Source organism: Streptomyces sp. NPDC001868 (assembly GCF_040297125.1).
In the GTDB taxonomy this organism is placed as follows: domain Bacteria; phylum Actinomycetota; class Actinomycetes; order Streptomycetales; family Streptomycetaceae; genus Streptomyces.
Map to the genome: position 1 here is coordinate 60,663 of NZ_JBEOYO010000001.1, position 23,513 is coordinate 84,175.

Here is a 23,513-nt window from a genome sequence, read left to right on the forward strand (position 1 = left end):
TTCCGAAACATGGATCAGATGCGGGCGGACGCCTCGGCGAGGGTCTCCGCGAGGATGTCGGCGATACGGTCGAGAAGGGCCCGGTCGCTGATCAGCGGGGGCGCGATCTGGACCAGTGGCGCGGACCGGTTGTAGACGCGGGCCAGCAGGCCAGCCTCACGCAGTCGGCGCGGGATCAGATCGCCGATGAGAGCGGCTCGGGCCTTGGCGCTGAAGTCACCGCCGTCGAGGTCGCCGACGAGTTCGCAGGCGTAGAAGAACCCGGTTCCCCGGACGTCGCCGACGATCGGGAGATCCTTGAGCGCCTCCATGCGCTTGGCCAGGTCCCCCTGGAGACCGCGGACGTTGTCCAGGATGCGGTCCCGCTCCATGATCTCCAGGTTGCGCAGGGCGATGGCCGCGCTCAGCGGGTGCCCGGCGAAGGTGTAGCCGTGGTTGAGGACCACGCCGGGCCGGTTGATGACCTCGGTGACCTTGGTGCCGACCAGGGTCGCGCCCATGGGGGCGTATCCGGCGGTGATGCCCTTGGCGACGGTGACCATGTCCGGGCGGGCGCCGTAGTGGTCCCCGCCGAACCACTCGCCGATCCGGCCGAAGGCCGTGATGACCTCGTCGGCGACGAGGAGGAAGCCGTACCGGTCGGCCAGTGCCCGCAACCCCTGCCAGTAACCCTGGGGCGGGGTGATGCAGCCGCCCCGGTTCTGCACCGGCTCGGCGATGAGCATCGCGACGGTCTCGGGGCCTTCGGTCAGGATCGCGGCCTCCAGCTCCGCGAGCAGCCATGCCGTGTACACCTCGTCGTCCGCGAACTCCGGTGCGAGGCCGTGGCGGTTGGTGTTGGCCACGAACCGGGTGTCGATCGCCGGCGGGCCGTACGGCTCCGTCAGGCCGGGGTCGTCGGTGAGGGAGAGGGTGCCGATGGTCAGTCCGTGGTAGGCGCCGCGCCGGGTGATCGCCTTGGTGCGACCGGGCTCGCCGCGCAGGGCGTGGTAGCGGCGGGCGATCTTCCAGGCGGTCTCGACGGCTTCGGCGCCGCCGCTGGAGAAGAAGGTGTGCTCGATGTCGACGGGGGCGATCCGGGACAGCCGCTCGGCGAGTTCGATCGCCGTGGGGTGCGCGGAGGAGGTCCACAGCGGGCTGTAGCACAGCTCGCGCAGCTGCCGTTCGGCTGCCTCGGCGAACTCGGGACCGTAGGAGTAGCCGAGCTGGCAGCAGTACAGCCCCGACAGACCGTCGATGTAGCGCCTGCCGTCGGCGTCGTCGACGTACGGGCCCTCGCCCCGCTGGATGACGAGGAGGTTCTCGCCTTCCGGGCCGAGCGATCCGTTGGCGGTCATGTTCAGCAGCAGGTGCCGCTGAGCGGTGGCCGCGGTCGGTTGGGCGGCGGCGGTGGTCATACGGCCTCACCTCCGGGGGTGGCGACGCCGACCGTGTTGTCGACGGAGAGGAGGGATTCCTGCCGTCCGGTGCCGAGCCAGCGGACCAGGGCGACGAGGCCGAGGGCGAGGACGGCGAAGGCGATGAGGATGGCGCTGACGGCGGTGACGCTGGGGTCGATCTCGAAGGTGAGGGAGTTGTAGACCTGCACGGGCAGGGTGACGGTGTCGACGGAGGAGAGGAACTGGGAGATGTAGAACTCGTCGAAGCTGGTGATGAAGGAGAAGATCGCCGCCGCGATCATGCCGGGCGCGGCCAGGGGGAAGGTGATCTTCCGGGCGATGGTGAGCCGGCCGGCGCCCATGCTGGCCGCGGCGTCCTCGAGGCGTTCGTCGATGCCGCGCAGGGTCGCGATCAGGATCAGCACCGCGATGGGTGAGGCGAGCACGGTGTGGCCGAGGGCGATCGCGATCGGACTGCCCAGCATCGCGGCCGGCTCGAACAGCAGGAACAGCCCGAGCGCGGTGACGATCTGCGGGATGACCAGCGGCCCGAGGACCAGGGCGAACACCGCCGAGCGCAGCGGGAGTTCGCTGCGGACCAGCGCGGTCGCCGCGGTCACCCCGATGACCAGGGAGAACACGGTGCTCAGGGCAGCGACCAGGGCGGACAGGGAGAGCGCGGCGGGCCATTTGCTGCCGTCGGCGAACAGGGCCTTGTACCAGTTCAGCGTCCACGTCTCGGGCGGGAAGGAGGCGAAGGCGTTGTTGCTGAAGGAGGTGACGAGGATGACGACGATCGGCAGCGCGAGGAAGAGGAGGATGACGGTGGCCACCGCTGTCAGCACGATCCGTCCCGCGAGGGTTTTCCGCAGTTCGATCATGACGCACTCCTCTTCCTGCGGCTGGCGCCGAGGGAACTGACGAGCTTGACCAGCAGCAGTCCGGCCAGGGTGAGCAGCAGGAGGATGACGCCCTGCGCGGCCGCTCCGTTCCACTGGTTCTCTTTGGTGACCTGCTGGTTGATGAGGGTGGCGATCATGGTCTGGTTGGGTCCGCCCATCAGGGCGGGGGTGATGTAGTAGCCCAGCGAGAGGATGAAGCTGAGCAGCCCGGCACTGGCCAGACCGGGGGCCACCAGCGGCAGGTAGACCCGCCGGAAGATCGTCACGCGTCCCGCGCCCATGCTGGCCGCGGCGGCCAGCAGGCGGCGGTCCACCCCGCGCATCACGCCGTACAGGAGCAGGACGGTGTACGGGAGCATCATCGAAGTGGTGCCGATGACCACACCCAACTCGTTGTAGAGCAGTTGGAAGGGCGCCCCGGGGACGGACATGCTGGTCAGGGTCTCGTTCACCAGGCCCTTGTCGCCGAGCATGATGATCCAGCCGTAGGTGCGCACCAGCGCGGAGACGAAGTGCGGGACGACCACGACCAGCATCGCCAGGCCCGCCCACATCGGCTTGAGCCGGGAGATGGCCTGGGCCAGGACGAACCCGAAGACCAGGCTCAGCACCGCCGTCTCGGCGGAGATCCGCAGCGTGGTGAACAGCACCGACAGGTTCACGCCGGTCAGTGCGTCGGCGTACCAGTGCAGCGTGAACGAGCCGTTGGCGTCCTTCAGACTCAGCAGCAGCGTGGAGAAGATCGGGTAGACGAACAGCACCAGCAGATACACGACGACGGGGAGCGCGTACAGGATCCCGACCCGGGTCCGGCGTGAGGCGAGGAGTTTGCGGGGGCGGGCGGGAGCGCCCGCGGTGAGAGTGGCGGCCATGACTCACCCCGCCTGTTCGTCGGTGGGGAAGAGGTTGACGTCGTCCGGGTCGGCGGTGATCCCGACCCGCTCGCCCGCGACCGGACCGCGCCCGGCGGGTACTTCCAGGCGCAGCAGCGGCGCCTGACCGCCGTCGACGCGGACGCCCGCGCGGACCAGGGTGCCCACATAGGTGGCCATCTCCACCGTGCCGGTACAGAACCCGTCGTCGGCGGCCGAGGCCCGCAGCCGGCCCGGCTGCACCGCGACCTTCACCTGGCTGCCGGAGGGCAGTTGGTGACGGCGCGCCTTGATCAGTCCGCCACTGCCGTCGAGACGGACCAGGGTGTGCGTGTCGGTGTGCTGTTCGATGCGGCCGGGCAGGAAGTTGGCCGCGCCGAGGAAGTCCGCCACGAACGGTGTCCTGGGCCGTTCGAACAGCTCCCGGGGGGTGTCGAACTGCTCGATCAGACCGTTGCGCATCACCGCGATGCGATCCGACATGACCAGCGCCTCTTCCTGGTCGTGCGTCACATAGATGACCGTCAGGCCGAGTTCCTGCTGGATGGTCTTGATCTCGACCTGGAGCTGGTCGCGGAGCTTCTTGTCCAGCGCGCCGAGCGGTTCGTCCATGAGGATGACCGGCGGGCGGTAGACCAGCGCCCGGCACAACGCGACCCGCTGCTGCTGACCACCGGACAGCTCACGCGGCTTACGCCCGCCGAACCCCGACAGGCCCGCGATCTCCAGCGTCTCCCCCACCCGCCGACGGATCTCGTCCTTGCTCACGCCGCGCAGGGTGAGCGGGAAGGCGACGTTCTCACTGACCGTCATGTGGGGGAACAGCAGGTACTGCTGGAAGACGAAACCGAGGCCCCGCTTCTGCGGCGCCAGCCGGGTGACGTCCCGGCCTCCGACGGTGATGGTGCCGGAGTCCGGTTCGCAGAACCCGGCGATCATCATCAGGGTCGTGGTCTTGCCCGACCCGGAGGAGCCGAGGAAGGTGACGAACTCCCCCGCCGCGATCTCCATCGACGCCTCGTCCACGGCGACGACGTCGCCGTAGGTCTTGCGCAGAGCCACCACCGACAGCGCTTTACCTGTCGCGGTGGCCGACGCCACGCCTGCCACCTTCACCGCCGGTGCGGCAACACCGAAATCAGCCACGAGCCCACTCCAGCCAGCGCTTGGTGACGGCCGATTCGTTCTTCAGCCACCAGTCGATGTCCGTGTCGAAGCCCTTGTCGTAGTACTTCGGCGCGCCGGCGAGGGCGTTGCGCTCGTCCTCGGTCAGCTCGGCGTAGGCCAGCGGAGAAGCCGGGTTCGACGGGAAGGCCTTCGCCAGAGCGGCCTGGCTCTCGGCACGCAGTGAGAAGTCCATCAGCTGGTAGGCGTTGTCCGCGTTGGCCGCGCCCTTGGCGATGGCGTAGCCCTGGAACTGACGCCGCATACCGTTCAGCTGCCGGGTGACCGGAACTCCCTGCTTCTCCAGATCGGCGATCCGGCCGTCCCATACGGTCGACATCGTCACTTCCTGGCGGCTCAGCAGCACACCCGGCAGCGGGCCGCTGTCCCAGAACTTCTTGATGTCGCCCCGCAGCCGGGTCAGCACCTTGAAGGCACGGTCCACATCGAGCGGGTACAGCTTGTCCATCGGGACGCCATCGGCCAGCAGCGCGAACTCCAGCTCGGGCAGATCGCCGTCCGGGCTACACATCGACCGGCCGCCCTTGAACGCCTTGGTGTCGAAGAAGTCCGCCCACGACTCCGGCTTGCGACCGCCGAAGGCATCGGTGCGGTACGCGATGCACTGACCGTAGAAGCTGCTGCCGACGGCGTGGTCGGTGATCTGGGCCTCGGGGATCTTCGCGCTCTTCACGCTCTTGATCCGGTCGAGGTCCAGCGCCTCCAGCGCGTCCTGCTTGACGTACTTGGTGTGCGACATCATCGAGTTGTTGATGAGGTCGCACTGCGGCCGGCCCTGCTTGATCTGGGCCAGCAGCGGGGCGTCGTCCACGTTGAGCACCTTGACCTGGATGCCGGTCTCCTGCGTGAACGGCGTGTAGATCGCCTTCTGCAGGGCCGCACCGTAGGAACCGCCGCTGTCACGGACGACCACCGTCTTTGAACCCTTGGCGCCGCTGCTGCCGGCCGTCCGGCTGGTACCGGTACCGCAGGCGCTGAGGGTGGTCGCGGCGGCCATACCCGCAGTGACTCCGCCTATTCCGCGCAGGAACAGTCTGCGGTCTATTCGGGCATCTTTCATTTGGTGCCTCCTGGTGGTACTGGCCGCGGGAAGGGGCGGCTGGGGACTTGGAAGGGGGGCGGCTGGAACGGGGGCTAGGGGCGGGGATCCGCTTCGTCGGATCCGGCGCCCATACCGGGCGTCCGGAGGGTGTCGGCCCGTGCGGCCGTGTCGGGGTCCCACGGGGTGGCGAGGGCGGCGAGTTCGGTACCGGGGGCGACGGTGAGGCCGTGCATGCCGTAGAAGATGCGTCCTGCGGCGGGGGCGTGGACGGTGTGCTCGGTGCCGTCGGTCGGGTCGAGGATGCGGCCGAGGCGGTCGCCCTCGGCGACTTCGCCGATGATGTCGGCGTCGAAGGAGAACTCCGGGTACCACAGGCCGGTGGCCTCTGCGGTGACGCCGGCGGACCACACCCATTCCCGGACGGGGGCCTGGGCGGAGCCGGTCTGGTCGAGGACGCCCAGGTGTTGCAGGGCCTTCAGCAGGCCGTCGACGCGGCGGAGGGCGGTGGCCTCGTCCCGCCGGCCGAGTTCGCCGACCTCGACGAGGACCGCCGAGATGCCCCGGCGGGCGGCGGCCGCGTGGCTGTTGCCACCCTCGGGTGTCAGCCCGAGGATGACGTCCTCGATGCCGAAGGAGCCCGCGAGTTCGGCCGTGGCCTTGTCGAGGTCCGGGTCACCGGTGACGCGGTAGCCGACGAAGTCCCGCAGGACCTGGTCGATGCCGCCGCAGTGCAGGTCGATGTAGACGTCGGCTCCGTCGATCAGGTGGGTGAAGAGCCAGGCGGCCAGCCGCTCGGTGGGGCCGCCGGCCGGGTCGCCGGGGAAGACGCGGTTGAGGTTCACGCCGTCGACCGGGGAGAGGTTGAGCCGGCCCTGGTACACGGCGGGAGGGTTGGCGACCGGACAGATGATCAGCTGTCCGTGCACCTCGGAGGGCTCCAGCCCGTCCGCCAGTCGTACGGCGGCGTCGATGGGCGGGAACTCGCCGCCGTGCACACCCGCGGTGATGACGACGCGGGGGCCGGGACGGGCCCCGTTGACCAGGGTCAGGGGGATGTCAGCGGTGAGGGTGCCGAGGTCGGCGGGGACGGTGCCGCGGGCCTTGGTGCCCGGCTCGGCGACCAGGGTGCCGACGGAGAGGGTGGTGTCGTTCACGGTCATGCCTCCGTACGGCCGACGGTGGAGATGAAGTCGATGGGCTGGGGCGAGGCGCCGTCCAGAGCCAGGTCCGCGGCGATGTCGCCGAAGGCGGGCGAGAGTTTGAAGCCGTGACCGGAGAAACCGGCGAGCAGGATCACGTTCTCGGCGCCGGGCAGCGGGCCGACCAGGGGGCGGCTGCTCTCGGTGTAGCCCTCCATGTACACGGACAGGCGGGTCGGGTCCGGGTGCAGGTCGGGCAGGTGACGCCCGATCAGCTCGGAGAAGACCTCCAGCTCATCGGGCCGCACGGTGCGGTCCAGCTGGTTGGGGTCGCCCGCGGGCCGGTGCAGCGCGCGGGACAGTCCGAGCTTGACCGAGATGCCGTCCGGGGAGGGCAGGCCGTAGCAGTGGGTGGGCGCCGTACGGATGAACGCCGGGCGCTCCTCACCGAACCATGCCTCGGGGGCGGTGGGCACGTACCAGGCGCTGACGAGGCGGCGGACGTCCACTTCCCACGGCAGGTCGGGCAGCAGGTCGTTGACCCACGGGCCGGGCGTGACGACGACCGTGTCGAAGCGCTCGCTGCCGGAGTCGGTGCGGATCTCCACGCCGCCCGCGACGGGGACGATCTCCCGGACCGTGCTGTAGCGGTGGATCACCGCGCCCAGCTGCTCGGCGCGGCGGGCGGCGGTCTGGATCGTCAGTTCCGGGCGGATGAACCCGGCACGGCGGTCGAGAACGGCCGCGTCGCCGTCCTCGATGCGGTACTGCGGGAAGCGCTTGGCCAGGGCATCGGTGTCCAGCACCTCGTGGTCGAGGTCGTGCTCGGCGATGGACTGAAGGACGGTGGCCATCTGCTGGTGGTCGGTCGGCCCCATCAGCAGGCATCCGGTCAGGCGGCGCAGCTCGCGGCCGGTCTCCTGCTGGAGCTGCTCCCAGAGGGCATCGGCGTGCTTGAGGAGGGGGACGTAGCGGGAGTCCTCGAAGTGCGCGCTGCGGAAGATGCGGGTCTCACCACCGGCGGCACTGCGGTCGTGGCCGGGTGCGTAGCGGTCGTATCCGACGACCTCGGCGCCGCGGGCCGCCAGGCGCCAGGCGGCCTGGCTGCCCATCGTTCCGACGCCGACCACCGCGACGCGCTTCCTGGCAGCTGACACAGGACTTTCCTTTCGTATCGCCGAGGCGCATGCTGAGCCACCGACGTGAGGCTGTTCGATTCGAGATGGTTTGAGCGGGAGCCAGGTCCTCCTCGGGGACCTGCGGCTCGCAACCGCCGCGTCTCGTAGTCCGGCTCACTGCGGGAGGAATCTCTCCGAAGAGCCGTGCCACTATGTGGAATGCTGTGCTAGAATCTGGCACAGAGAATGACAGTGGCTTCAGAGGGGAGTCAAGAGGGTGTCCGGCAGAAATTTCGAGGATTAACAGGGGGAAACCGGATGGAAATGAAGAGCGTCACCAGGTCGCTGCGCGTCCTGGAGGCGGTCGCCCAGCATCAGCCCGTGACCGTAGGAGAGTTGACAAAGATCTTCGGGCTGCCGAAGTCCACCGTGCAGCGGACCCTGGTCACACTGGCCGAAGCCGGCTGGCTGCGCGCCAACCGCAAGGACACCACCCGCTGGGAGATCGGCGCCCGCGTCCTGGCCGTACGACCCGCCGCCCTCCAGGGCTCCAGCCTGTTCGCCGCAGCCCGCGAACCCATGGTCCGGCTCCGCGACGCACTGAACGAGACCATCCACCTGTCCGTACCGGACGCCCTGCAGTGCATGGTCGTCGTCGACCGCGTCGACTGCGACCACGCCGTACGCACCTTCCACGCCATCGGCGACACCTCACCCCTGCACGCCACCGCCGTGGGACGCACCATCCTCGCCCACCTCCCGAAGCGGGACGTCGAAGAACTCATCGCGGCAGGGCTGGAGCGGTTCAGCGACACGACCCCCGTCGAGCCCGACGAGCTGCACGCCGAGCTGGACCGGATCCGCACCGACGGCTACGCGATCAACCGCAACCAGTACCGGCCGGGCGTCTGCGCCGTCGCCGCCGCCGTGCTCGACGAGGACGGCACCCCGCTGGCCGCCGTGGCCGTCTCCATGCCCGAGGCACGGTTCGACCGCGAACGCGCGCCCAAGTGGGGCCGCCTCGTCGCCGACACGGCCGCGGAGATCTCACAGCGCCGCCTGAGCGCCTGAACGGCAGACAACACCCCGCAGACCGTCGGTCGAGGGCCGGCTCGCACGCCTCAGCGCGGCAAGCCGGCCCTCAGCCTTGCGTCAAAGGCAGGCACCGCCCTGCGCCCGGCCGGGGGAAGGCCGGACACAGGCCGGCCGCACCACGCGGCACCGCAGGGACGGTCAGAGCCCTACCGCTGCCCACCGCCGCGAGGAATCGGGATTCGCATCCACCCTCCCCCGATCGTGCCATATTGTGGAACGCTATGCTAATATCCGGCACGATCGATAGGTGACTCCTTGGTGGAGTCACGAGGCGAGAAACATGGATCCACAGGTCTGAGGGGGGCATCGGATGGAAATGAAGAGCGTCACCAGGTCGCTGCGCGTCCTGGAGGCGGTCGCCCAGCATCAGCCCGTGACCGTAGGAGAGTTGACAAAGATCTTCGGGCTGCCGAAGTCCACCGTGCAGCGGACCCTGGTCACACTGGCCGAAGCCGGCTGGCTGCGCGCCAACCGCAAGGACACCACCCGCTGGGAGATCGGCGCCCGCGTCCTGGCCGTACGACCCGCCGCCCTCCAGGGCTCCAGCCTGTTCGCCGCAGCCCGCGAACCCATGGTCCGGCTCCGCGACGCACTGAACGAGACCATCCACCTGTCCGTACCGGACGCCCTGCAGTGCATGGTCGTCGTCGACCGCGTCGACTGCGACCACGCCGTACGCACCTTCCACGCCATCGGCGACACCTCACCCCTGCACGCCACCGCCACTGGGAACGCCGTCCTCGCCCATCTGGGGAAGTCCGAGATAGCAGAGGTCACCGCGGGAACGCTGGAGGGCTACGGCGAGGAGACCATCACCGACCCGGGGCAACTCCGCGCGGAGCTCCACCGCGTGCGAGAGCGTGGCTACGCCGTCAACCACAACCAGTACCTGCAGGGTGTCTGCGCGATCGCGGCAGCCGTGCTCGACGGTGAGGGCACACCGCTGGCCGCCGTGGCCGCCTCCCTGCCCGACTCCCGCTTCGAGCCCGGCCGGCTGCCCGAGCTGGGTCGGCTGGTCGCCGAGACGGCGGCGGAGATCACCGCCCGTCACCTGGCCTGACGACGGTCCCGGCGGCTCTGTGCGCGGTTGAGCGAAGGCATCACTTCACGATCACGTAGATCTTGCGCACGGTTTCGATGGTCTTCCAGACTCCGACGAAGCCCGGCTTCATGACGAAGCTGTCGCCTGCCTTGTAGACCACCGGCTCGCCGCCTTCCGGTGTGAGTTCGACGAGGCCGGCGAGGATATGGCAGAACTCGAAGGTCTCGCCCTTGATCGAGCGCGTCTCGCCGGGCGTCGCTTCCCAGACTCCCGTATGGATCATCTCCCCGCGGGCGATGTCCTGGGGCCAGGTCAGGAACGCGGGGTCGCCGGAAACCAGACGTTCCGGGAGCGGGCCGGACTCGTGCGGGGCGAAGGAGGGATGGGTGTCGATGGTCTTCAGGAACGACATGTTCTTCCTTTCCTGGGCGGGAGATGCGCCGGAGGCTCTGATGGGCATGACGACGGTCAGCTCACGGGCACCGCGAGGTACTGGTACTCCAGGAACTCGTCGATTCCGACTCGACCGCCCTCGCGGCCGAGCCCGGACTGCTTGACGCCGCCGAAGGGTGCGGCCGGGTTGGACACGAGACCCGTGTTCAGCCCCACCATGCCCACCTCCAGCCGCTCGCTCACCCGCAGGGCACGGTCGAGGCCCTCGGTGAAGACATAGCCGACCAGGCCCCAGGGAGTGTCGTTGGCCCGGCGGATCACCTCCTCCTCGTCGTCGAAGGTGAGGATCGCGGCGACCGGGCCGAAGATCTCCGTGTCCATCAGGCGGCTTCCGGGGTCGACGTCGGCCAGCACGGTCGGCGGGTAGAAGCAGCCGGGGCCTTCGGGTGTACGGCCTCCCACGAGGACCTGCGCCCCGCGCTCCACCGCGTCGGCGACGAGTTCCTCCACCTTGGCGCGCCCCTTCCTGTCGATCAGCGGGCCGACGTCGACGCCGTCCCGGGTGCCCGGGCCGACGACCAGCGCGCCCATCCGCTCGGCCAGCCGGCGCCCGAACTCCTCCGCCACCGAGCCGTGCACGAAGAAGCGGTTGGCGGCCGTGCACGCCTCGCCCATGTTGCGCATCTTGGCGACCATCGCCCCGTCCACCGCCTTGTCCAGGTCGGCGTCCTCGAAGACGACGAACGGCGCGTTGCCGCCCAGCTCCATCGACGTACGGACCACCGCCTGAGCGCTCTGGGCGAGCAGCAGCTGCCCGACGCCCGTGGAACCGGTGAAGGACAGCTTGCGAATCCGCCCGCCGCGCAGGAGCGGTTCGCACACCTCCCCCGCACGGGAGGTGGTGACGACGTTCAGCACGCCGTCCGGCAGCCCGGCCTCCTTGAGGATCGCGGCGAGAGCCAGGCTGGACAGAGGGGTCTGCGGGGCGGGCTTGAGCACCATCGTGCAGCCTGCGGCGATCGCCGGGCCGATCTTGCGGGTGCCCATCGCCAGGGGGAAGTTCCAGGGGGTGATGAGGAGGCAGGGGCCGACCGGGCGGCGCGAGAGCAGCATCCGGTTGCGGCCGTCCGGCAGGGTGGCGAGGCCGCCGTCGATACGGACGGCCTCCTCGGAGAACCAGCGGAAGAACTCGGCCGCGTAGGCCACCTCTCCCCTGGCCTCGGCCAGCGGCTTGCCCATCTCGGCCGTCATCAGGTGGGCGAGCTCGTCGGTCCGCTCGATGACGATCTCGTAGGCGCGGCGCAGGATCTCGCTGCGCACCCGGGGCGCCGTACGGGCCCACTCCGCCTGCGCCCGCACGGCCGCTTCCTCGGCGAGCTTGGCGTCCTTGGGACCGGCGTCGGCGACGTGGCAGAGGATCTCGCCGGTGGCGGGGTCGTCGACGGGCATGGTGGCGCCGTCCGCGGCGTCCACCCAGGCGCCACCGATGAACAACTGCGTGGGTGTGTCGGTCATGAGTTCTCTCCTGGTTGTCCGGGTCGGTCGGCGGCGGGGTCGAGCAGTTCCGCGAGGTGCAGGGCGCGGATGCCCCGGTCTCCGGCGAGGTGGTCGATCTGGGTGGCGCAGCTGAAGCCGTCGGCCACGACGACGGCCGGTGTCCGCGGGTCGATGTCGTCGAGGCGTGGCTTCAGGGCGAGGTCTGCGACGGCCATCGAGGTGTCGTAGTGCTGTTCCTCGAAGCCGAAGTTGCCGGCGAGTCCGCAGCAGCCCTCGGCCTCGTCGACCTTCCGTACGCCGAGGCGGCCGAGCAGGTCGCGGGGGTGGCGGCCCTTGAAGGTGGCGTACTCGTGGCAGTGGGTCTGCAGCACGACGTCGTCCGGCAGCTCCGGTGGCACCCACCCGGGTGCGGCGAGGTCGGTCAGGGCTCCGGTGAGGGTGTGGACGCGGGCCGCGACGCGCCGGGCGGCGTCGGTGCCGAGGAGTTCGGGCACGTCACGCCTGAGCGCCGCGGCGCAGCTCGGTTCGGCCACGACGATGGGCCGGTCGTCGCCGTTGTCCAGGCGGGCGACCGTGCGGGCCATGATGCGGCGCGCCAGCGACAGCTGGCCGGTGCTCACCCAGGTCAGGCCACAGCACAGGTCGTCCTCCACCGTGCAGGGAATGCCGGCGTCGGCGAGTACGCGGCTCGCCGCCCCGGCCACCTCGGGACGGAAGGCGCGGGTGAAGCTGTCCACGAACAGCAGCGTCTTCGCCGGTTCACCGGTCCTCGCCGTGCGCAGGGCCCGGCGCAGTGCCCGCCGGGAGGCGAAGGCGGGAATCCGGCGTTTCGTGGTCACGCCGCCGAGGCGCGCGAGCAGCTTCCCGAGGGGGCCGCGCAGCAGCGCGTTCACCGGGCGGGCCGCGTATCCGACGAGCTTGGACGTCAGGGGCAGCCAGCCCAGGGAGTAGTGGGAGCGGGGTCTGACTCTGCCCTTGTAGTGCTGGTGCAGGAACTCCGCCTTGTACGTGGCCATGTCGACGCCGACCGGACAGTCGCTGGAGCAGGCCTTGCAGGACAGGCACAGGTCGAGGGCGTCACGGACCTCGGTGGAGCGCCAGCCGTCCTGGACGGTTCCGCCCCGCACCATCTCCTGGAGCAGACGGGCCCGCCCCCGCGTCGAGTCGCTCTCCTCCCCCGTGGCCCGGTAGCTGGGACACATCACGCCGCCGGCGTCGCTGCGGCAGCGGCCGACACCGACACAGCGGCGCACCGCTCCCGCGAAGCCGTCCTCGTCGTGGGGAAAGGTGAACGTCGTGTCCACGAGCGGGAGTTCACGCAGCGCGAGGTCGGCGTCGAGGGGCGCCGGGGCCACGATGACGCCGGGGTTGAGCAGCCCCTCGGGGTCGAAGATCTCCTTGAAGTCGGCGAACGCCCGGATCAGCCGGTGGCTGTACATGACCTCCAGCAGCTCGCCCCGGGCCCGCCCGTCGCCGTGCTCGCCCGACAGGCTTCCGCCGTGCTCGACGACCAGGGCGGCGGCCTCCGTCAGGAACCGGCGGGTGGCGGCCCGGCCGGTGTCCGTGGCGAGGTCGAAGTCGATGCGCACATGGACGCATCCGGCGCCGAAGTGCCCGTACAACACGCCCGTCAGGCCGTGCGCGGCCAGCAGCTTGCGGAAGTCGCGCAGGTAGGCGGCCAGGTCCTCGGGCGCCACGGCCGCGTCCTCCCAGCCGGGCCAGGACTCCGAGCCGTCGACGAGCCGGGCGGCGAGCCCTGCCCCGTCTTCGCGGACCCTCCACAGCGAGCGCCGCTCGGCGGCGTTCTCCACGACCCGCCCACCGGTCGTCCGGCCTTGTGCCTTGAGCACGTCCAGCAGTTCGGCGGCGCGGGCGTCGACCGCCGTCTGGTCGTCGCCGTCGAGCTCGACGTACAGCCAGGCACGCCCCTCGGGCAGTCCGGTGACGGAGTCCGGGCCACGCCGGGCACGCATGGTGGCGACGATCGCCTCGTCCATGCCCTCCACGGCGGTGGGGTTCCAGCGCAGGATCTCGGGGACGTCCTCGGCGGCGTCGACCACGTCGTCGTAGCCGAGGGTGAGGAGGGTGGAAGCCTGTGCGGTCGCCACCAGGCGGACCGTCGCGGCGGTGACGACCGCACAGGAGCCCTCGGTGCCCACCAGCGCGCGGGCCATGTCGAAGCCGTGCTCGGGCAGCAGGTGGTGCAGCTGGTAGCCGGAGACCTGGCGCGGTACCCGGCCCAGTTCCGTACGGATCGACGCCAGATTGCCGTCGATCAGGCGGCGCACATCCGCTTCCAGAGCGGCGACCCGCCGGACGGCGTCCGTGTCGTCCGGATCGGCGGCCCGCAGTCCGGTGCGGTCGGCGACGGCCCGCACGCCGTCGGCCGTCACGATCTCCAGCGCCTCGACATGGCCGCTGGTGCGCCCATGGCGCACGGACCGGTTGCCGCACGCGTCGTTGCCGATCATGCCGCCGATGGTGCAGCGGCTGTGCGAGGAGGGGTCGGGGCCGAAGGTGAGCCCATGCAGAGCGGTCGCGGACCGCAGCACGTCCAGGATCACGCCGGCCTCGACGCGCGCGGTGCGGGCCACCGGGTCGATGTCCAGGATCCGGTTCAGGTACCGGGAGAAGTCCAGGACCACACCCGGCCCGACCGCGTTGCCCGCCATGCTGGTGCCGCCGCCGCGCGCGGTGATGGAAACGCCCGCCTCCCGGCAGGCCCGCACCACCGCGACCACGTCGTCGGCGCTGCGGGGGAAGACCACGGCCCTCGGCGGGACCCGGTAGTTGGAGGCGTCGTAGGCGTAGAGACCGGTGGAGCCGGGGCCTGTCTCCACCCGCAGGCCGGGAGCGGTCTCGGCGAGCCGCGCGGCCAGCGGCTCCAGGGCCGTGGTGGTGTCCGTCATCGCCGTGCCGCTCCCGATGTGCCGGCCTCGACCGCGGTCGCCCACGCCTGCAAGCCCTCGTCCACCGCCGTCTCGTCGATGACGAGTGCCGGAATCATGCGGACGACCTGGTTCCAGGCGCCGCACAGCAGCAGGAGCAGACCCTCGTCGACGGCGGCGCGCTGCACGCGGGCGGCGGTCTCGGGGTCGGGGCTGCCGTCCTCGGTGACGAACTCGGTGGCGAGCATCAGCCCGAGGCCGCGCACGTCGCCGATGCCCGGCGTCCGGTCGGCGACCGCCTCCAGGCCCTGGCGCAGCCGCTTGCCCATGGCCTCGGCGTTCTCGACGAGCTTCTCGTCGCGGACGACGTCGAGGGTGGCGCAGGCCGCGGCGCAGGCGACGGCGTTGGCGCCGTAGGTGCCGCCCTGCGAGCCGGGCCAGGCCTTGGTCATCAGCTCCTCGGAGGCGGCGATGCCGGACAGCGGGAAGCCGCTGGCCAGGCCCTTGGCGGTGACGAGGATGTCGGGGGTGACGCCGAAGTGGTCGTGGCCCCAGAAGCGGCCGGTGCGGCCGACGCCGGTCTGCACCTCGTCGGCGATCAGCAGGAAGCCGTGCCGGTCCGCCCGCTCCCGCAGCCCTTCCATGAACGCGCGGTTGGCGGGCACGTAGCCGCCCTCGCCGAGCACCGGCTCGACGATGATCGCGGCCGTGTCGGCGGGCGAGGAGATCGTCTGGAGCGTGTAGTCGAGCTCCTTCAGGGCGAAGCGGGTCGCGGCCTCCTCGTCCCAGCCGTAGCGGTAGGCCGACGGGAAGGGGGTGACGACGACACCGCTCATCAGCGGCGAGAAGCCGGAGCGGAAACGGGTACCGGAGGTCGTCATGGAGGCGGCGGCGACGGTACGGCCGTGGAAGCCGCCGTGGCAGACGATGACGTTCGGCCGGCCGGTGGCCTGGCGGGCCAGTCGCAGCGCGGCCTCGACGGCCTCACTGCCGGAGTTGGTGAAGAACAGGCTGTCCAGACCGGCCGGCAGCACCTCGCCGAGCTTGTCGACGAGACGGCGCAGCGGCTCGTGCATGACCGTTGTGTACTGGCCGTGGATCAGCGTGCCCACCTGCTCCTGCGCCGCCGCGACGACCTTGGGGTGGCAGTGCCCGGTGCTGGTGACGCCGATGCCGGCGGTGAAGTCGAGGTAGCGGCGGCCGTCCTGGTCGAAGAGGTGGACGCCCTCGCCCCGGGCCGCCACCACGGGCGTGGCCTGGCGAAGGTGCGGCGACAGTGCGGTCATGTTCGTCTCCCGGCCTCGGTGTTCGGTCTGCTGCGGTCTCCCGAGCATCGCCGCGGGCGAGAGGTGCGCCAATGCGCGATCTGTCCGGCCGGGAGGCGACATCCGGACGATGTGTCAGCCGCATCGGGGGCATGCCGGGTGATGCTCGCTCACGGACCGCACTTGCGCTGGTCAGCGACGCTTGTCACAGTGGCCGGGCACTCCCGGGCGCTGGGCCGTGCCCGGCAGGGACCCCTGGAGACATGTGAACGACAACCACCCGGCCGGCCATGGGCCCACCCGTGAGCTCACCGTGGCCGACGTCCTGGCCCTTCCGGTGCTGGCCGCGGGACAGCCCCAGGTCGTCACCGGTGTGCCCCACCTGGACCGGCCGGTCGGGTGGGTGCACATCACCGAACTGACCGACCCCGCGTCCTTCCTCAAGGGCGGCGAACTCGTCCTCACGACAGGCATGCCTCTTCCCGAGGACGCGGCCGGTGTACGCCGGTACGTCGACGAACTCGCCGACGTCGGGGCCGCTGCACTGGTCATCGAGCTGGTACGCCGCTACCACCGCCCGCCGGACGCGCTGGTCGACGCCTGCCGCCTGCGCGGCCTCCCCCTGGTCACCCTCGCCAAGGACGTCAACTTCCTGGAGGTCACCCAGGTCGTGCACGCCCTGCTGCTCGGCAACCAGGCGGACGCGATGCGCCGCACCCAGCGCATCCACGAGGCGTTCACCGCTCTGACCCTGCGCGGCGCCGGCCCGGAGGACGTGGTGCGTGCGGCGGCGGAGATGAGCGGCCGCACGGTCGTCCTGGAGAACCTGGTGCACCAGGCCCTGATCTGCGAGCCGTCCGGGCTCACCGTCGAGGAGGCACTCGCCGACTGGGAACAGCGCTCCAGGGCGACCGGACCCGGCGACGGCACAGCGACCCGCGGGCCGGAGGGCTGGCTCACCGCCTCCGTCGAGTACCAGGGCGAGCGCTGGGGCCGTGTGGCCATGCTGCCGGCACGCACCGACGGACCGATGTTCGGGCCGGAGGACGTCACCCTGCTGGAGAGGACCGCGATGGCGCTGACCGTCGCGCGTCTCATCCACCCCACCCCGTGGGAACGCTCCGCACACCGGAACGCCCTGCTCGATCTCGTGGAACAGCGCCATCGCTCCGCGGAGGACGCCCGGGCCCGCTGCGCCGCACTGGGCCTGCCGACTGATCGACACCACTTCGTCGCCGCGCTGGTGGACCTGCGCGCCGGGAAGGGGGGAGCCGAGACCGAGTCCCGTCTGTGGCAGGAGCTGCGGACGGCAGGCATCCCGGCCCTCGTCGGCGAACTGGCCCCCGGCCGCCTCGGCATCCTGCTGGCTCTGCGCGTCTCCCAGCCCTGGCGCCCCATCGTCGAGCGCCTGTCCGGCGCTGTACTGAGCCTGGCCCCGGGAGCCGTCGTGAGTGCCGGCTCCGAGGTCGCGGACCTCACCGACACCGCCCGCTCCTTCCGCGAGGCGGCCCGCGTCGCCGAGGCCACCCCACCCGGCCAGCCCCTCCCCCCGGACCGCTCCTTCCACGAGCTGTCCGACATCGGCCTGCGCCGCCTGCTGTACGCCCTCCGCGAGGACACCCGGATCCAGGAGTACACCGAACGCCGGCTCCGGCGCCTCATCGACCACGACACCCAGCACGGCACCGACCTGCTCACGACTCTGCGCCACTACCTCGACGCGGCCGGCAACAAAACCACCGCCGCCCGACGTGGCGGCCTCTCCCGCGAGACCATGTACCAACGCCTGCGCACCATCGAGCGACTCCTCGGCCGCGACCTCGAAGCGGGCGACCAGCGCACCGAGCTCCACGTGGCCCTCACCGCCCTCGACGTGATGCGAGCCGACTGAGACAGAACCCCGGTACAGCCGACGGCGGAGACACTCAGTCCCCGCAGCGCCACTCGGCCGACGCCCGCCCCGCGTCGAGGCACCGTCTCCCGGTGCGTCCGGGCGGCGCGGCCAACGTCAACCTCCACAGCCACTGCACCGGCCACTTCCTGATGCGCCCTCAGCTGAAGCGGCGCAGGCGGCGCAGGCGGCGCCGCTGGACGCGGGCAACACATCGGCAGCGGACAAGAACATGACGTGCCACACCCGACCGCCGGCGATGTCACACCACGGTGACCGGCAAGGTCGAGCCCCACAGACGACGTGATGGCCTCATGGGGTCTGCGCCGCCCTCGTATCTTTGCGCCATGACGCGCGAGAGAGAGCCACAGCTCTATGTGAACCGCTGGGGTGACACGTCGGATCCGGCCCCAAAACGGCGCGGGATTCGCCAGGACGCCTGCGCGTGTTTCGACCAGTCCAGGCCGCATCCGCGAGCCCGGGTCGGATTCCACACCGAGCGCCAGGACACGTCCGCTCCGGGCTGGCTGCGTCTGCTGGAGCTGATTGACGAAGCCGTGGCCGACGGGCGCGAGGAGTTCCGCCCCCTCGTGGAACTCAGTCCGGAGGAGCGGCAGCAGATCGTCACCCTGCCTCCGAGCATCGCGCGGCTGACCATGGTCAAGCACCTTGTGCTCTACGGCGGCAACCTGGTCCGGATTCCGCCCGAGATCGGGGCCATGACAAGCCTGGAGGAGTTCACGCCCTACACCTCTTACCGGTTGCACTGGTTTCCCTACGAACTCACCCGGTGCGAGAAGCTGTCCCGCAGCACGGTGAGTACACGCGCACTGTTCGGCAACTCCAAGCTGCGACCGCCTTTCCCCCGCCTGCGACCTGACCTGGACTCCGTCACCGAGCTCGCCCTGGAGAACCTCGATCCCCGGCGCTGGGGCACCACAGCCGTCCACCGATGCAGCGTTTGCGGCCGTCCGATCGAACAGGCTGGGCTCCGGCAGATGTGGATTTCACTGCGCGTGGCCACTGACGTACTGCCCCTGCTGGTGAACGCATGCTCATCGGCTTGCGTCGCCGCACTGCCCAGCGGTGCGCAGGACTACATCCCCACGCCGCACAAGGGGGGCCGGGTCGACCAGCCGCCGTCCGATTGGGACTGACCGACAGGGCGCAGGAGTTGCCGATCCCGGCATCCCGCCGCCGCACCCCCTTCAACCGGCCGCGTTCCGGCGCCCTGCCCTCACGGTGTGCCGTTGCTCCGCCGCACCGCGCGCCGTGTGGACCGTCGGGGGATCAGCACCGGTCCGACGAGCCGACGCCGGTCCACGCCGCTGCGGGCGTTGATGACAGCGATCAGCAGGTCGACCGCTTCGGCGCCCACCCGGTCCGGGCGCAGGCTGACGGTAGTGAGGGGCGGGGTGGTCGACGCGCAGTCCGGATCGTCGCTGATGCAGGCCACCAGCAGGTCCTGCGGCACCTGAAGCCCGTGCTGCCGAGCGGCGGCCAGGATGTTGTGACCGGAGTCGGAGTACACGCCGACGACGGCGTCCGGCCTCGGATCATGGTGGAGGAGTCGGCTGACAGCGTCCCGTTCGGCCGTGAAGTAGTCGGGCAGTGAGGCGTACTCCTCCACGAGTGCGCCCATGCGGTGTTCGTCGCACCAGGACCGATAGGCGTGTGCGATCAGGTGTGGGTACGCGTCGTCGTGGACGGGCAGGGCCAGCCCGATCCGCCGGGCTCCGGACCGCGCGAGGTGATCGAGCAGCAGGCGCAGGCCCGCTTCGTGGTCGGCGTCCACCCATGCGTCGCACCGGTGCGGCTCGGGCGGCCGGCCTTCGCTGATCATCGGTATGCCACGCTCCCGCAGGATGGAACGCACCGGGTCCTCGGCGCGCGGTCCCACGTGGATGACGCCGTCCATAGGTGTGTTGAGCCACATCCACGGTGACATCGAGCTCGGCATCACCAGGAGCAGATAGCCGCGCTCATGGGCCGCCGCCATGGCGGCCAGCGTCAGCTGTGCGTAGTACGGGATCTCGGTGTACGGGACGGGCAGGTCGCCGTACGTCGTCATGGTCAGGCCGAGCACTCCGGTGCCGCCGCGGCCCAGGGCACGGGCCGTACTGGTGGGGGCGTAGCCGAGTTCGCGCGCCGTGGCGAGCACGCGCTGTCTGGTCGCCTCGGAGAGCCGTCCGGTGCCGTTGAGCGCGTTCGACACCGTGGCGGTGGACACGCCTGCCCGTGCGGCGACGGCGTCGAGCGTGGGACGCCGCCAGGCACGAGAGCTCTCCATACGCACCCCAACTGCCGTGTGACCGCTTGTGGTTCACGCGGTCGGGAAATCATCACGCAGCGTACCGGGCGTGGGCCGGCGCACGTTCCTGGCCGCGGCCGGGGCAGATGCCGTCGCGGTGGCCGCCCGCGGGTTCGACCGCACGGGCCGCGACCGGCCGGCCGGCCACCGGTATCGACGCCGAGGGCGGTTCCGTCATGCCGGGGCTTGATGACGGGCGCAAGCATCCGCTCGGCGCGGTCATGCGGTCCGTGCAACCGTCGCTGTGCCATGAGTCCGTGACGGTTGCCCGACTCCGCGCGGGACTCCAGGAGATGCCGGACGTGACGGCGGCCCGCAGTTCCACGGCCTCCGTCGCGGTCACCGAGCCGTCCCGAAGGCCCATGGCCGGGCGAGGAAGAAATGAGGCCGGCTAGACGGGGGTCGACGCCGACGGCGCGAACGGTGCCCCGTGTCCCGGCACGATCAGCGCCGGAGCGAGGGCCAGGACCTTCTCCCTCGCCGCCCGCAACTGTTCACGGTCGGGCGCGAAGGGATCGTCGGCCGGTCCCTCGGCGGTCCACCACAGGTGGGTCAGGACCACGAGTCCCTCGTCGGCCGTGACCAGGGTGCTGACGTCCTGCGCGGTGTGGCCCGGGGTCGTCATGAGCGTGATCGACGGGGAGAGCCGGTATCCGTCGGCATCGCGGTCCTCCCAGATGTCGTCCTGGTAGATGGCCATGTGGTCGTGGAAGCGGGCCTCGGGGAACAGCGCCGCGTTCAGGGTGTGGTCCGGGTGGTGGTGGCTGAAGATGACGTCGGTGACGTCTTCGGGGACCAGTCCGTGGTGCGTGAGGGGATCCAGGATGAGTCGGCGGTCCGCGACCATGCCCGGATCGACGACCGCGACCGTGTCCCCGTCGACGAGCAGGGTGACGGTGCCGGCCACCCGCTCGTCGGCGTAGCCGGTGGTCAGGACGTGGAAGGCAGCGGTCATGGAGGGCTCCTGGGGTGAGGGGTGTGGTGGGGTGCCGTACGAGCCGGTCACCGGGGAAGGAGCACCCGGAAGCCGGTGAGCAGGGCGCGGAGACCGGTGTCGAACGCGACCTCGGCCCGGCGGTGGTCGGTGGGGGTGTCGTCGAGTACGGCGCTGAGGTGGGGGGCGGTCTCTCGGGTCACGTCCGAGACCATCACCGGCGGCGCGACGAGGTCGAGGGCCGAGCCGAGGATGAAGCTCTCCAGCGCGTTGATCAGGGGCATGACCTGACGGGTGGTGAAGCCGGCGGCCAGCAGGAGCTCGGCGACCCTCTCGTACATCGCGTGCATGAAGGGTTCGGCCAGAGGGGCCGTCGCGAGCAGAGGCACCGCCCCGGGATGGGTCGCGAAGGCCGCGCGGTAGGAGCGGGCCCATGCCTCCAGGGCCTGCTCCCAGGGCTGTGACAAGTCCCGGTCGTCAGCGCCGGACTCCAGAGCCAGCTCTTCCCGCATCAGCGAGATGATCTCGCCCCGGCCGGACACGTGATGGTAGAGCGCGGAGGGAGCGACGCCGAGCTCCCGGGCCAGGGCGGGAATGGTGAGAGTGCCCTGCTCGTCGGCGATTCTCAGTGCTGCCGCACCGATGCGCCGACGGTCCAGCAGAGGGGTGCGCGGCCTTGGCACGTGGGCTCCTCTTCGTATGTCTCCCGCCGGGCGGCCGCACGGCCGCCCGCGTATGTCACCCGAACTTTACCGAACGACTTTCAGTAAAACTCTTCCCGGCCGCTCGGGCGCCCCCTACATTACCGAAACCGAATCAGTTTCAGTTCTTGTTTCCGGTTCGGTTCGGTTCGGTTGTCGTACGACGGGAAGGACGCCGCCGCCATGCAGGCCGACATCGTGTTCACCGGAGGGACTGTCAGGACCGGGGCCGTCGAAGGTCCGGTGCTCGACGCCCTCGCCGTCACGGGCGGCAGGATCAGCGCACTCGGAGCGGAGGCGCTCGCCGCCCGCGGCGGCCGTACCGTCATGGTCGACCTGCGAGGAGGCGCCCTGCTGCCGGCGTTCGGCGACGGTCATGTGCACCCCGTGATGGGCGGCTTGGGCCTGCTCGGAGCGCCCGTCCGCGAGTGCCACTCCGTGGAGGGGATCGTCGAGGCCGTACGGCACTGGGCCGACGCGCACCCCGAGGCCGAGTGGATCACCGGCGACGGTTTCGACGCCTGGCTCGCCCCTGACGGCCGGTTCGACGCCCGCCGACTGGACGAGGCCGTCCCCGACCGGCCCGTGGTCCTGCGCACGATGGACCACCACACCGCGTGGGTGAACAGCGAGGCACTGCGCCGGGTCGGGTTCACGGCCACCACGCCCGACCCGGACGGCGGGGAGATCGTACGCAGGGAAGGCTCCACCGAACCGCTGGGCACCCTGCGCGAGTTCGGCGCCGTTCTGCCGGTCCTCGACCTCGTCCCCCAGCCGTCCCACGAAACCCAGGTGGACGCGCTGCGCCGGACCGCCGACCGGTTCGCCGCCTCCGGTGTGACCTGGATGCAGGACGCCTGGGTGGAACCTCACCACGCCGACGTCTGGATCACCGCGGCCACCAGTGGCCCGGGACTGCCGGTCCGTGCCGACCTCGGCTACTTCCTGGGACCGGAGCACTGGCGCGAGCGGCTCCCCCGGCTCGCCGCCGAGCGTGAGCGTGTGGAACGGGCCGCCCCCGGGCTGCTCACCGCGCGCACCGTGAAGTTCTTCGCGGACGGGGTCATCGAGTCCGGTACGGCCGCCCTGCTGGAGCCCTACACCGACTGCCCGCACTCCCACGGCATCGCCAACTGGACACCGGCAGAGCTGGCGAAGGCCGTCACCGCGATCGACGCCCTCGGTTTCCGGCCGCACATCCACGCGCTCGGCGACGGTGGTGTCCGGGTCGCCCTCGATGCCATCGAGGCCGCGGCCCGCGTCAACGGTCCCGGCGACCGCCGCCCGGTCATCGCCCACGCCCAGCTGATCGACCCCGCCGACCTGCCCCGCTTCGCCGGCCTCGGGGTGATTGCCAGTCTTCAGCCGCTGTGGGCCCAGCCCGACCGGCTGATGACCGACCTCATCCTGCCCAAGATCGGCCCGGAGCGCGGTGCCCGCCAGTACCAGATCGCGGCCCTGCTCGCCTCCGGCGCCCGCATCGCGTTCGGCAGCGACTGGCCGGTCACCGATCACGAGCCGCTGCGGGGCATCGCCACCGCCGTGACCCGTCAGACGCCCGAGGGAGTCCCCGAGGGCGGCTGGCTTCCCCAGGAACGGATCGACACCGCGACCGCCCTGGCCGCCTACTCCGCCGGATGCGCCTACCAGGCGTTCGAGGAGAAGGAGTGGGGCGTCCTGCGCCCCGGAATGCGCGCCGACCTGGTACATCTCGCCGCCGACCCGGTCGGGACCGCTCCCCGCGACCTCGCGCACCTGCCCGTCCTGGGCACCTGGCTCGCCGGCCGGCGTACACACGGCCGCAGCGCCACCGCCCCCGTGTCCGCCGGAGGGCTGTAGCCCCACGGCGTCGTCACGGC

At 70.8% G+C, this 23,513-nt stretch carries 19 protein-coding genes; 5 read left to right on the plus strand and 14 right to left on the minus strand.

Annotated features, from left to right (window positions below; genetic code table 11):
- Nucleotides 1–14: 14 nt before the first annotated feature.
- The 7 genes from ABT147_RS00305 to solA form a co-directional block, all read right to left on the minus strand.
- Nucleotides 15–1,397: an aminotransferase class III-fold pyridoxal phosphate-dependent enzyme gene (locus ABT147_RS00305; RefSeq protein ID WP_351401075.1), complete on the minus strand. Its 1,383-nt coding sequence runs from the start codon at nt 1,395–1,397 to the stop codon at nt 15–17.
- Nucleotides 1,394–2,260 carry an ABC transporter permease gene (locus tag ABT147_RS00310; protein ID WP_351401077.1) on the minus strand — a complete coding sequence of 289 codons (867 nt, stop codon included), beginning with the start codon at nt 2,258–2,260 and terminating at the stop codon, nt 1,394–1,396. The genes ABT147_RS00305 and ABT147_RS00310 overlap by 4 nt, the downstream gene beginning before the upstream one ends.
- Nucleotides 2,257–3,153, minus strand: a complete 897-nt coding sequence (locus ABT147_RS00315) for an ABC transporter permease (RefSeq protein ID WP_351401079.1) — start codon at nt 3,151–3,153, stop codon at nt 2,257–2,259. The genes ABT147_RS00310 and ABT147_RS00315 overlap by 4 nt, the downstream gene beginning before the upstream one ends.
- Before the next feature lie 3 nt (nt 3,154–3,156).
- A complete protein-coding gene (locus tag ABT147_RS00320) occupies nt 3,157–4,269 on the minus strand; it encodes an ABC transporter ATP-binding protein (protein WP_351401919.1) in 1,113 nt (370 codons plus the stop codon).
- A 22-nt stretch (nt 4,270–4,291) separates the two neighbouring features.
- Nucleotides 4,292–5,398 carry an ABC transporter substrate-binding protein gene (locus ABT147_RS00325; RefSeq protein WP_351401080.1) on the minus strand — a complete coding sequence of 369 codons (1,107 nt, stop codon included), beginning with the start codon at nt 5,396–5,398 and terminating at the stop codon, nt 4,292–4,294.
- A 74-nt stretch (nt 5,399–5,472) separates the two neighbouring features.
- Nucleotides 5,473–6,540 carry a M14 family metallopeptidase gene (locus ABT147_RS00330; RefSeq protein WP_351401082.1) on the minus strand — a complete coding sequence of 356 codons (1,068 nt, stop codon included), beginning with the start codon at nt 6,538–6,540 and terminating at the stop codon, nt 5,473–5,475.
- Complete coding sequence (solA, locus tag ABT147_RS00335; RefSeq protein WP_351401084.1) at nt 6,537–7,676, minus strand: N-methyl-L-tryptophan oxidase; 1,140 nt, start codon at nt 7,674–7,676, stop codon at nt 6,537–6,539. Before solA ends, ABT147_RS00330 begins: the two co-directional genes overlap by 4 nt.
- Before the next feature lie 285 nt (nt 7,677–7,961).
- On the opposite strand from solA, the gene ABT147_RS00340 reads away from it, so the two are divergent.
- Together ABT147_RS00340 and ABT147_RS00345 are read left to right on the plus strand one after the other, a co-directional pair.
- Nucleotides 7,962–8,708, plus strand: a complete 747-nt coding sequence (locus ABT147_RS00340; RefSeq protein ID WP_351401921.1) for an IclR family transcriptional regulator — start codon at nt 7,962–7,964, stop codon at nt 8,706–8,708.
- Between the two features lie 340 nt (nt 8,709–9,048).
- Nucleotides 9,049–9,792: an IclR family transcriptional regulator gene (locus ABT147_RS00345; RefSeq protein ID WP_351401923.1), complete on the plus strand. Its 744-nt coding sequence runs from the start codon at nt 9,049–9,051 to the stop codon at nt 9,790–9,792.
- Nucleotides 9,793–9,832: 40 nt separating this feature from the next.
- Here ABT147_RS00345 and ABT147_RS00350 read toward each other — a convergent pair whose 3' ends face one another.
- Genes ABT147_RS00350 through ABT147_RS00365 form a run of 4 tightly spaced genes read right to left on the minus strand, consistent with a single transcriptional unit; the run spans nt 9,833 to nt 15,838 of the window.
- A complete protein-coding gene (locus ABT147_RS00350; protein ID WP_351401086.1) occupies nt 9,833–10,186 on the minus strand; it encodes a cupin domain-containing protein in 354 nt (117 codons plus the stop codon).
- Between the two features lie 56 nt (nt 10,187–10,242).
- Nucleotides 10,243–11,682 (minus strand): NAD-dependent succinate-semialdehyde dehydrogenase, encoded by a 1,440-nt coding sequence (locus tag ABT147_RS00355; protein WP_351401089.1) that lies wholly within the window; start codon nt 11,680–11,682, stop codon nt 10,243–10,245.
- Complete coding sequence (locus ABT147_RS00360) at nt 11,679–14,573, minus strand: FAD-binding and (Fe-S)-binding domain-containing protein (RefSeq protein WP_351401091.1); 2,895 nt, start codon at nt 14,571–14,573, stop codon at nt 11,679–11,681. Before ABT147_RS00360 ends, ABT147_RS00355 begins: the two co-directional genes overlap by 4 nt.
- Nucleotides 14,570–15,838 carry an aspartate aminotransferase family protein gene (locus tag ABT147_RS00365; RefSeq protein ID WP_351401093.1) on the minus strand — a complete coding sequence of 423 codons (1,269 nt, stop codon included), beginning with the start codon at nt 15,836–15,838 and terminating at the stop codon, nt 14,570–14,572. Before ABT147_RS00365 ends, ABT147_RS00360 begins: the two co-directional genes overlap by 4 nt.
- A gap of 244 nt (nt 15,839–16,082) precedes the next feature.
- On the opposite strand from ABT147_RS00365, the gene ABT147_RS00370 reads away from it, so the two are divergent.
- Together ABT147_RS00370 and ABT147_RS00375 are read left to right on the plus strand one after the other, a co-directional pair.
- Nucleotides 16,083–17,708 (plus strand): PucR family transcriptional regulator, encoded by a 1,626-nt coding sequence (locus ABT147_RS00370; RefSeq protein ID WP_351401095.1) that lies wholly within the window; start codon nt 16,083–16,085, stop codon nt 17,706–17,708.
- A 347-nt stretch (nt 17,709–18,055) separates the two neighbouring features.
- Complete coding sequence (locus ABT147_RS00375) at nt 18,056–18,865, plus strand: leucine-rich repeat domain-containing protein (protein ID WP_351401098.1); 810 nt, start codon at nt 18,056–18,058, stop codon at nt 18,863–18,865.
- An 80-nt stretch (nt 18,866–18,945) separates the two neighbouring features.
- Here ABT147_RS00375 and ABT147_RS00380 read toward each other — a convergent pair whose 3' ends face one another.
- From ABT147_RS00380 to ABT147_RS00390, 3 genes are all read right to left on the minus strand, one after another.
- Nucleotides 18,946–19,998, minus strand: a complete 1,053-nt coding sequence (locus ABT147_RS00380) for a LacI family DNA-binding transcriptional regulator (protein ID WP_351401100.1) — start codon at nt 19,996–19,998, stop codon at nt 18,946–18,948.
- Nucleotides 19,999–20,410: 412 nt separating this feature from the next.
- Nucleotides 20,411–20,974, minus strand: coding sequence for an MBL fold metallo-hydrolase (locus ABT147_RS00385; RefSeq protein WP_351401102.1), 564 nt, complete (start codon nt 20,972–20,974; stop codon nt 20,411–20,413).
- 47 nt (nt 20,975–21,021) lie between these two features.
- Complete coding sequence (locus ABT147_RS00390) at nt 21,022–21,636, minus strand: TetR/AcrR family transcriptional regulator C-terminal domain-containing protein (RefSeq protein ID WP_351401104.1); 615 nt, start codon at nt 21,634–21,636, stop codon at nt 21,022–21,024.
- 201 nt (nt 21,637–21,837) lie between these two features.
- Between ABT147_RS00390 and ABT147_RS00395 the strand changes: the two genes are divergently transcribed.
- Nucleotides 21,838–23,493 (plus strand): amidohydrolase, encoded by a 1,656-nt coding sequence (locus ABT147_RS00395; RefSeq protein WP_351401106.1) that lies wholly within the window; start codon nt 21,838–21,840, stop codon nt 23,491–23,493.
- Nucleotides 23,494–23,513 lie beyond the last annotated feature (20 nt).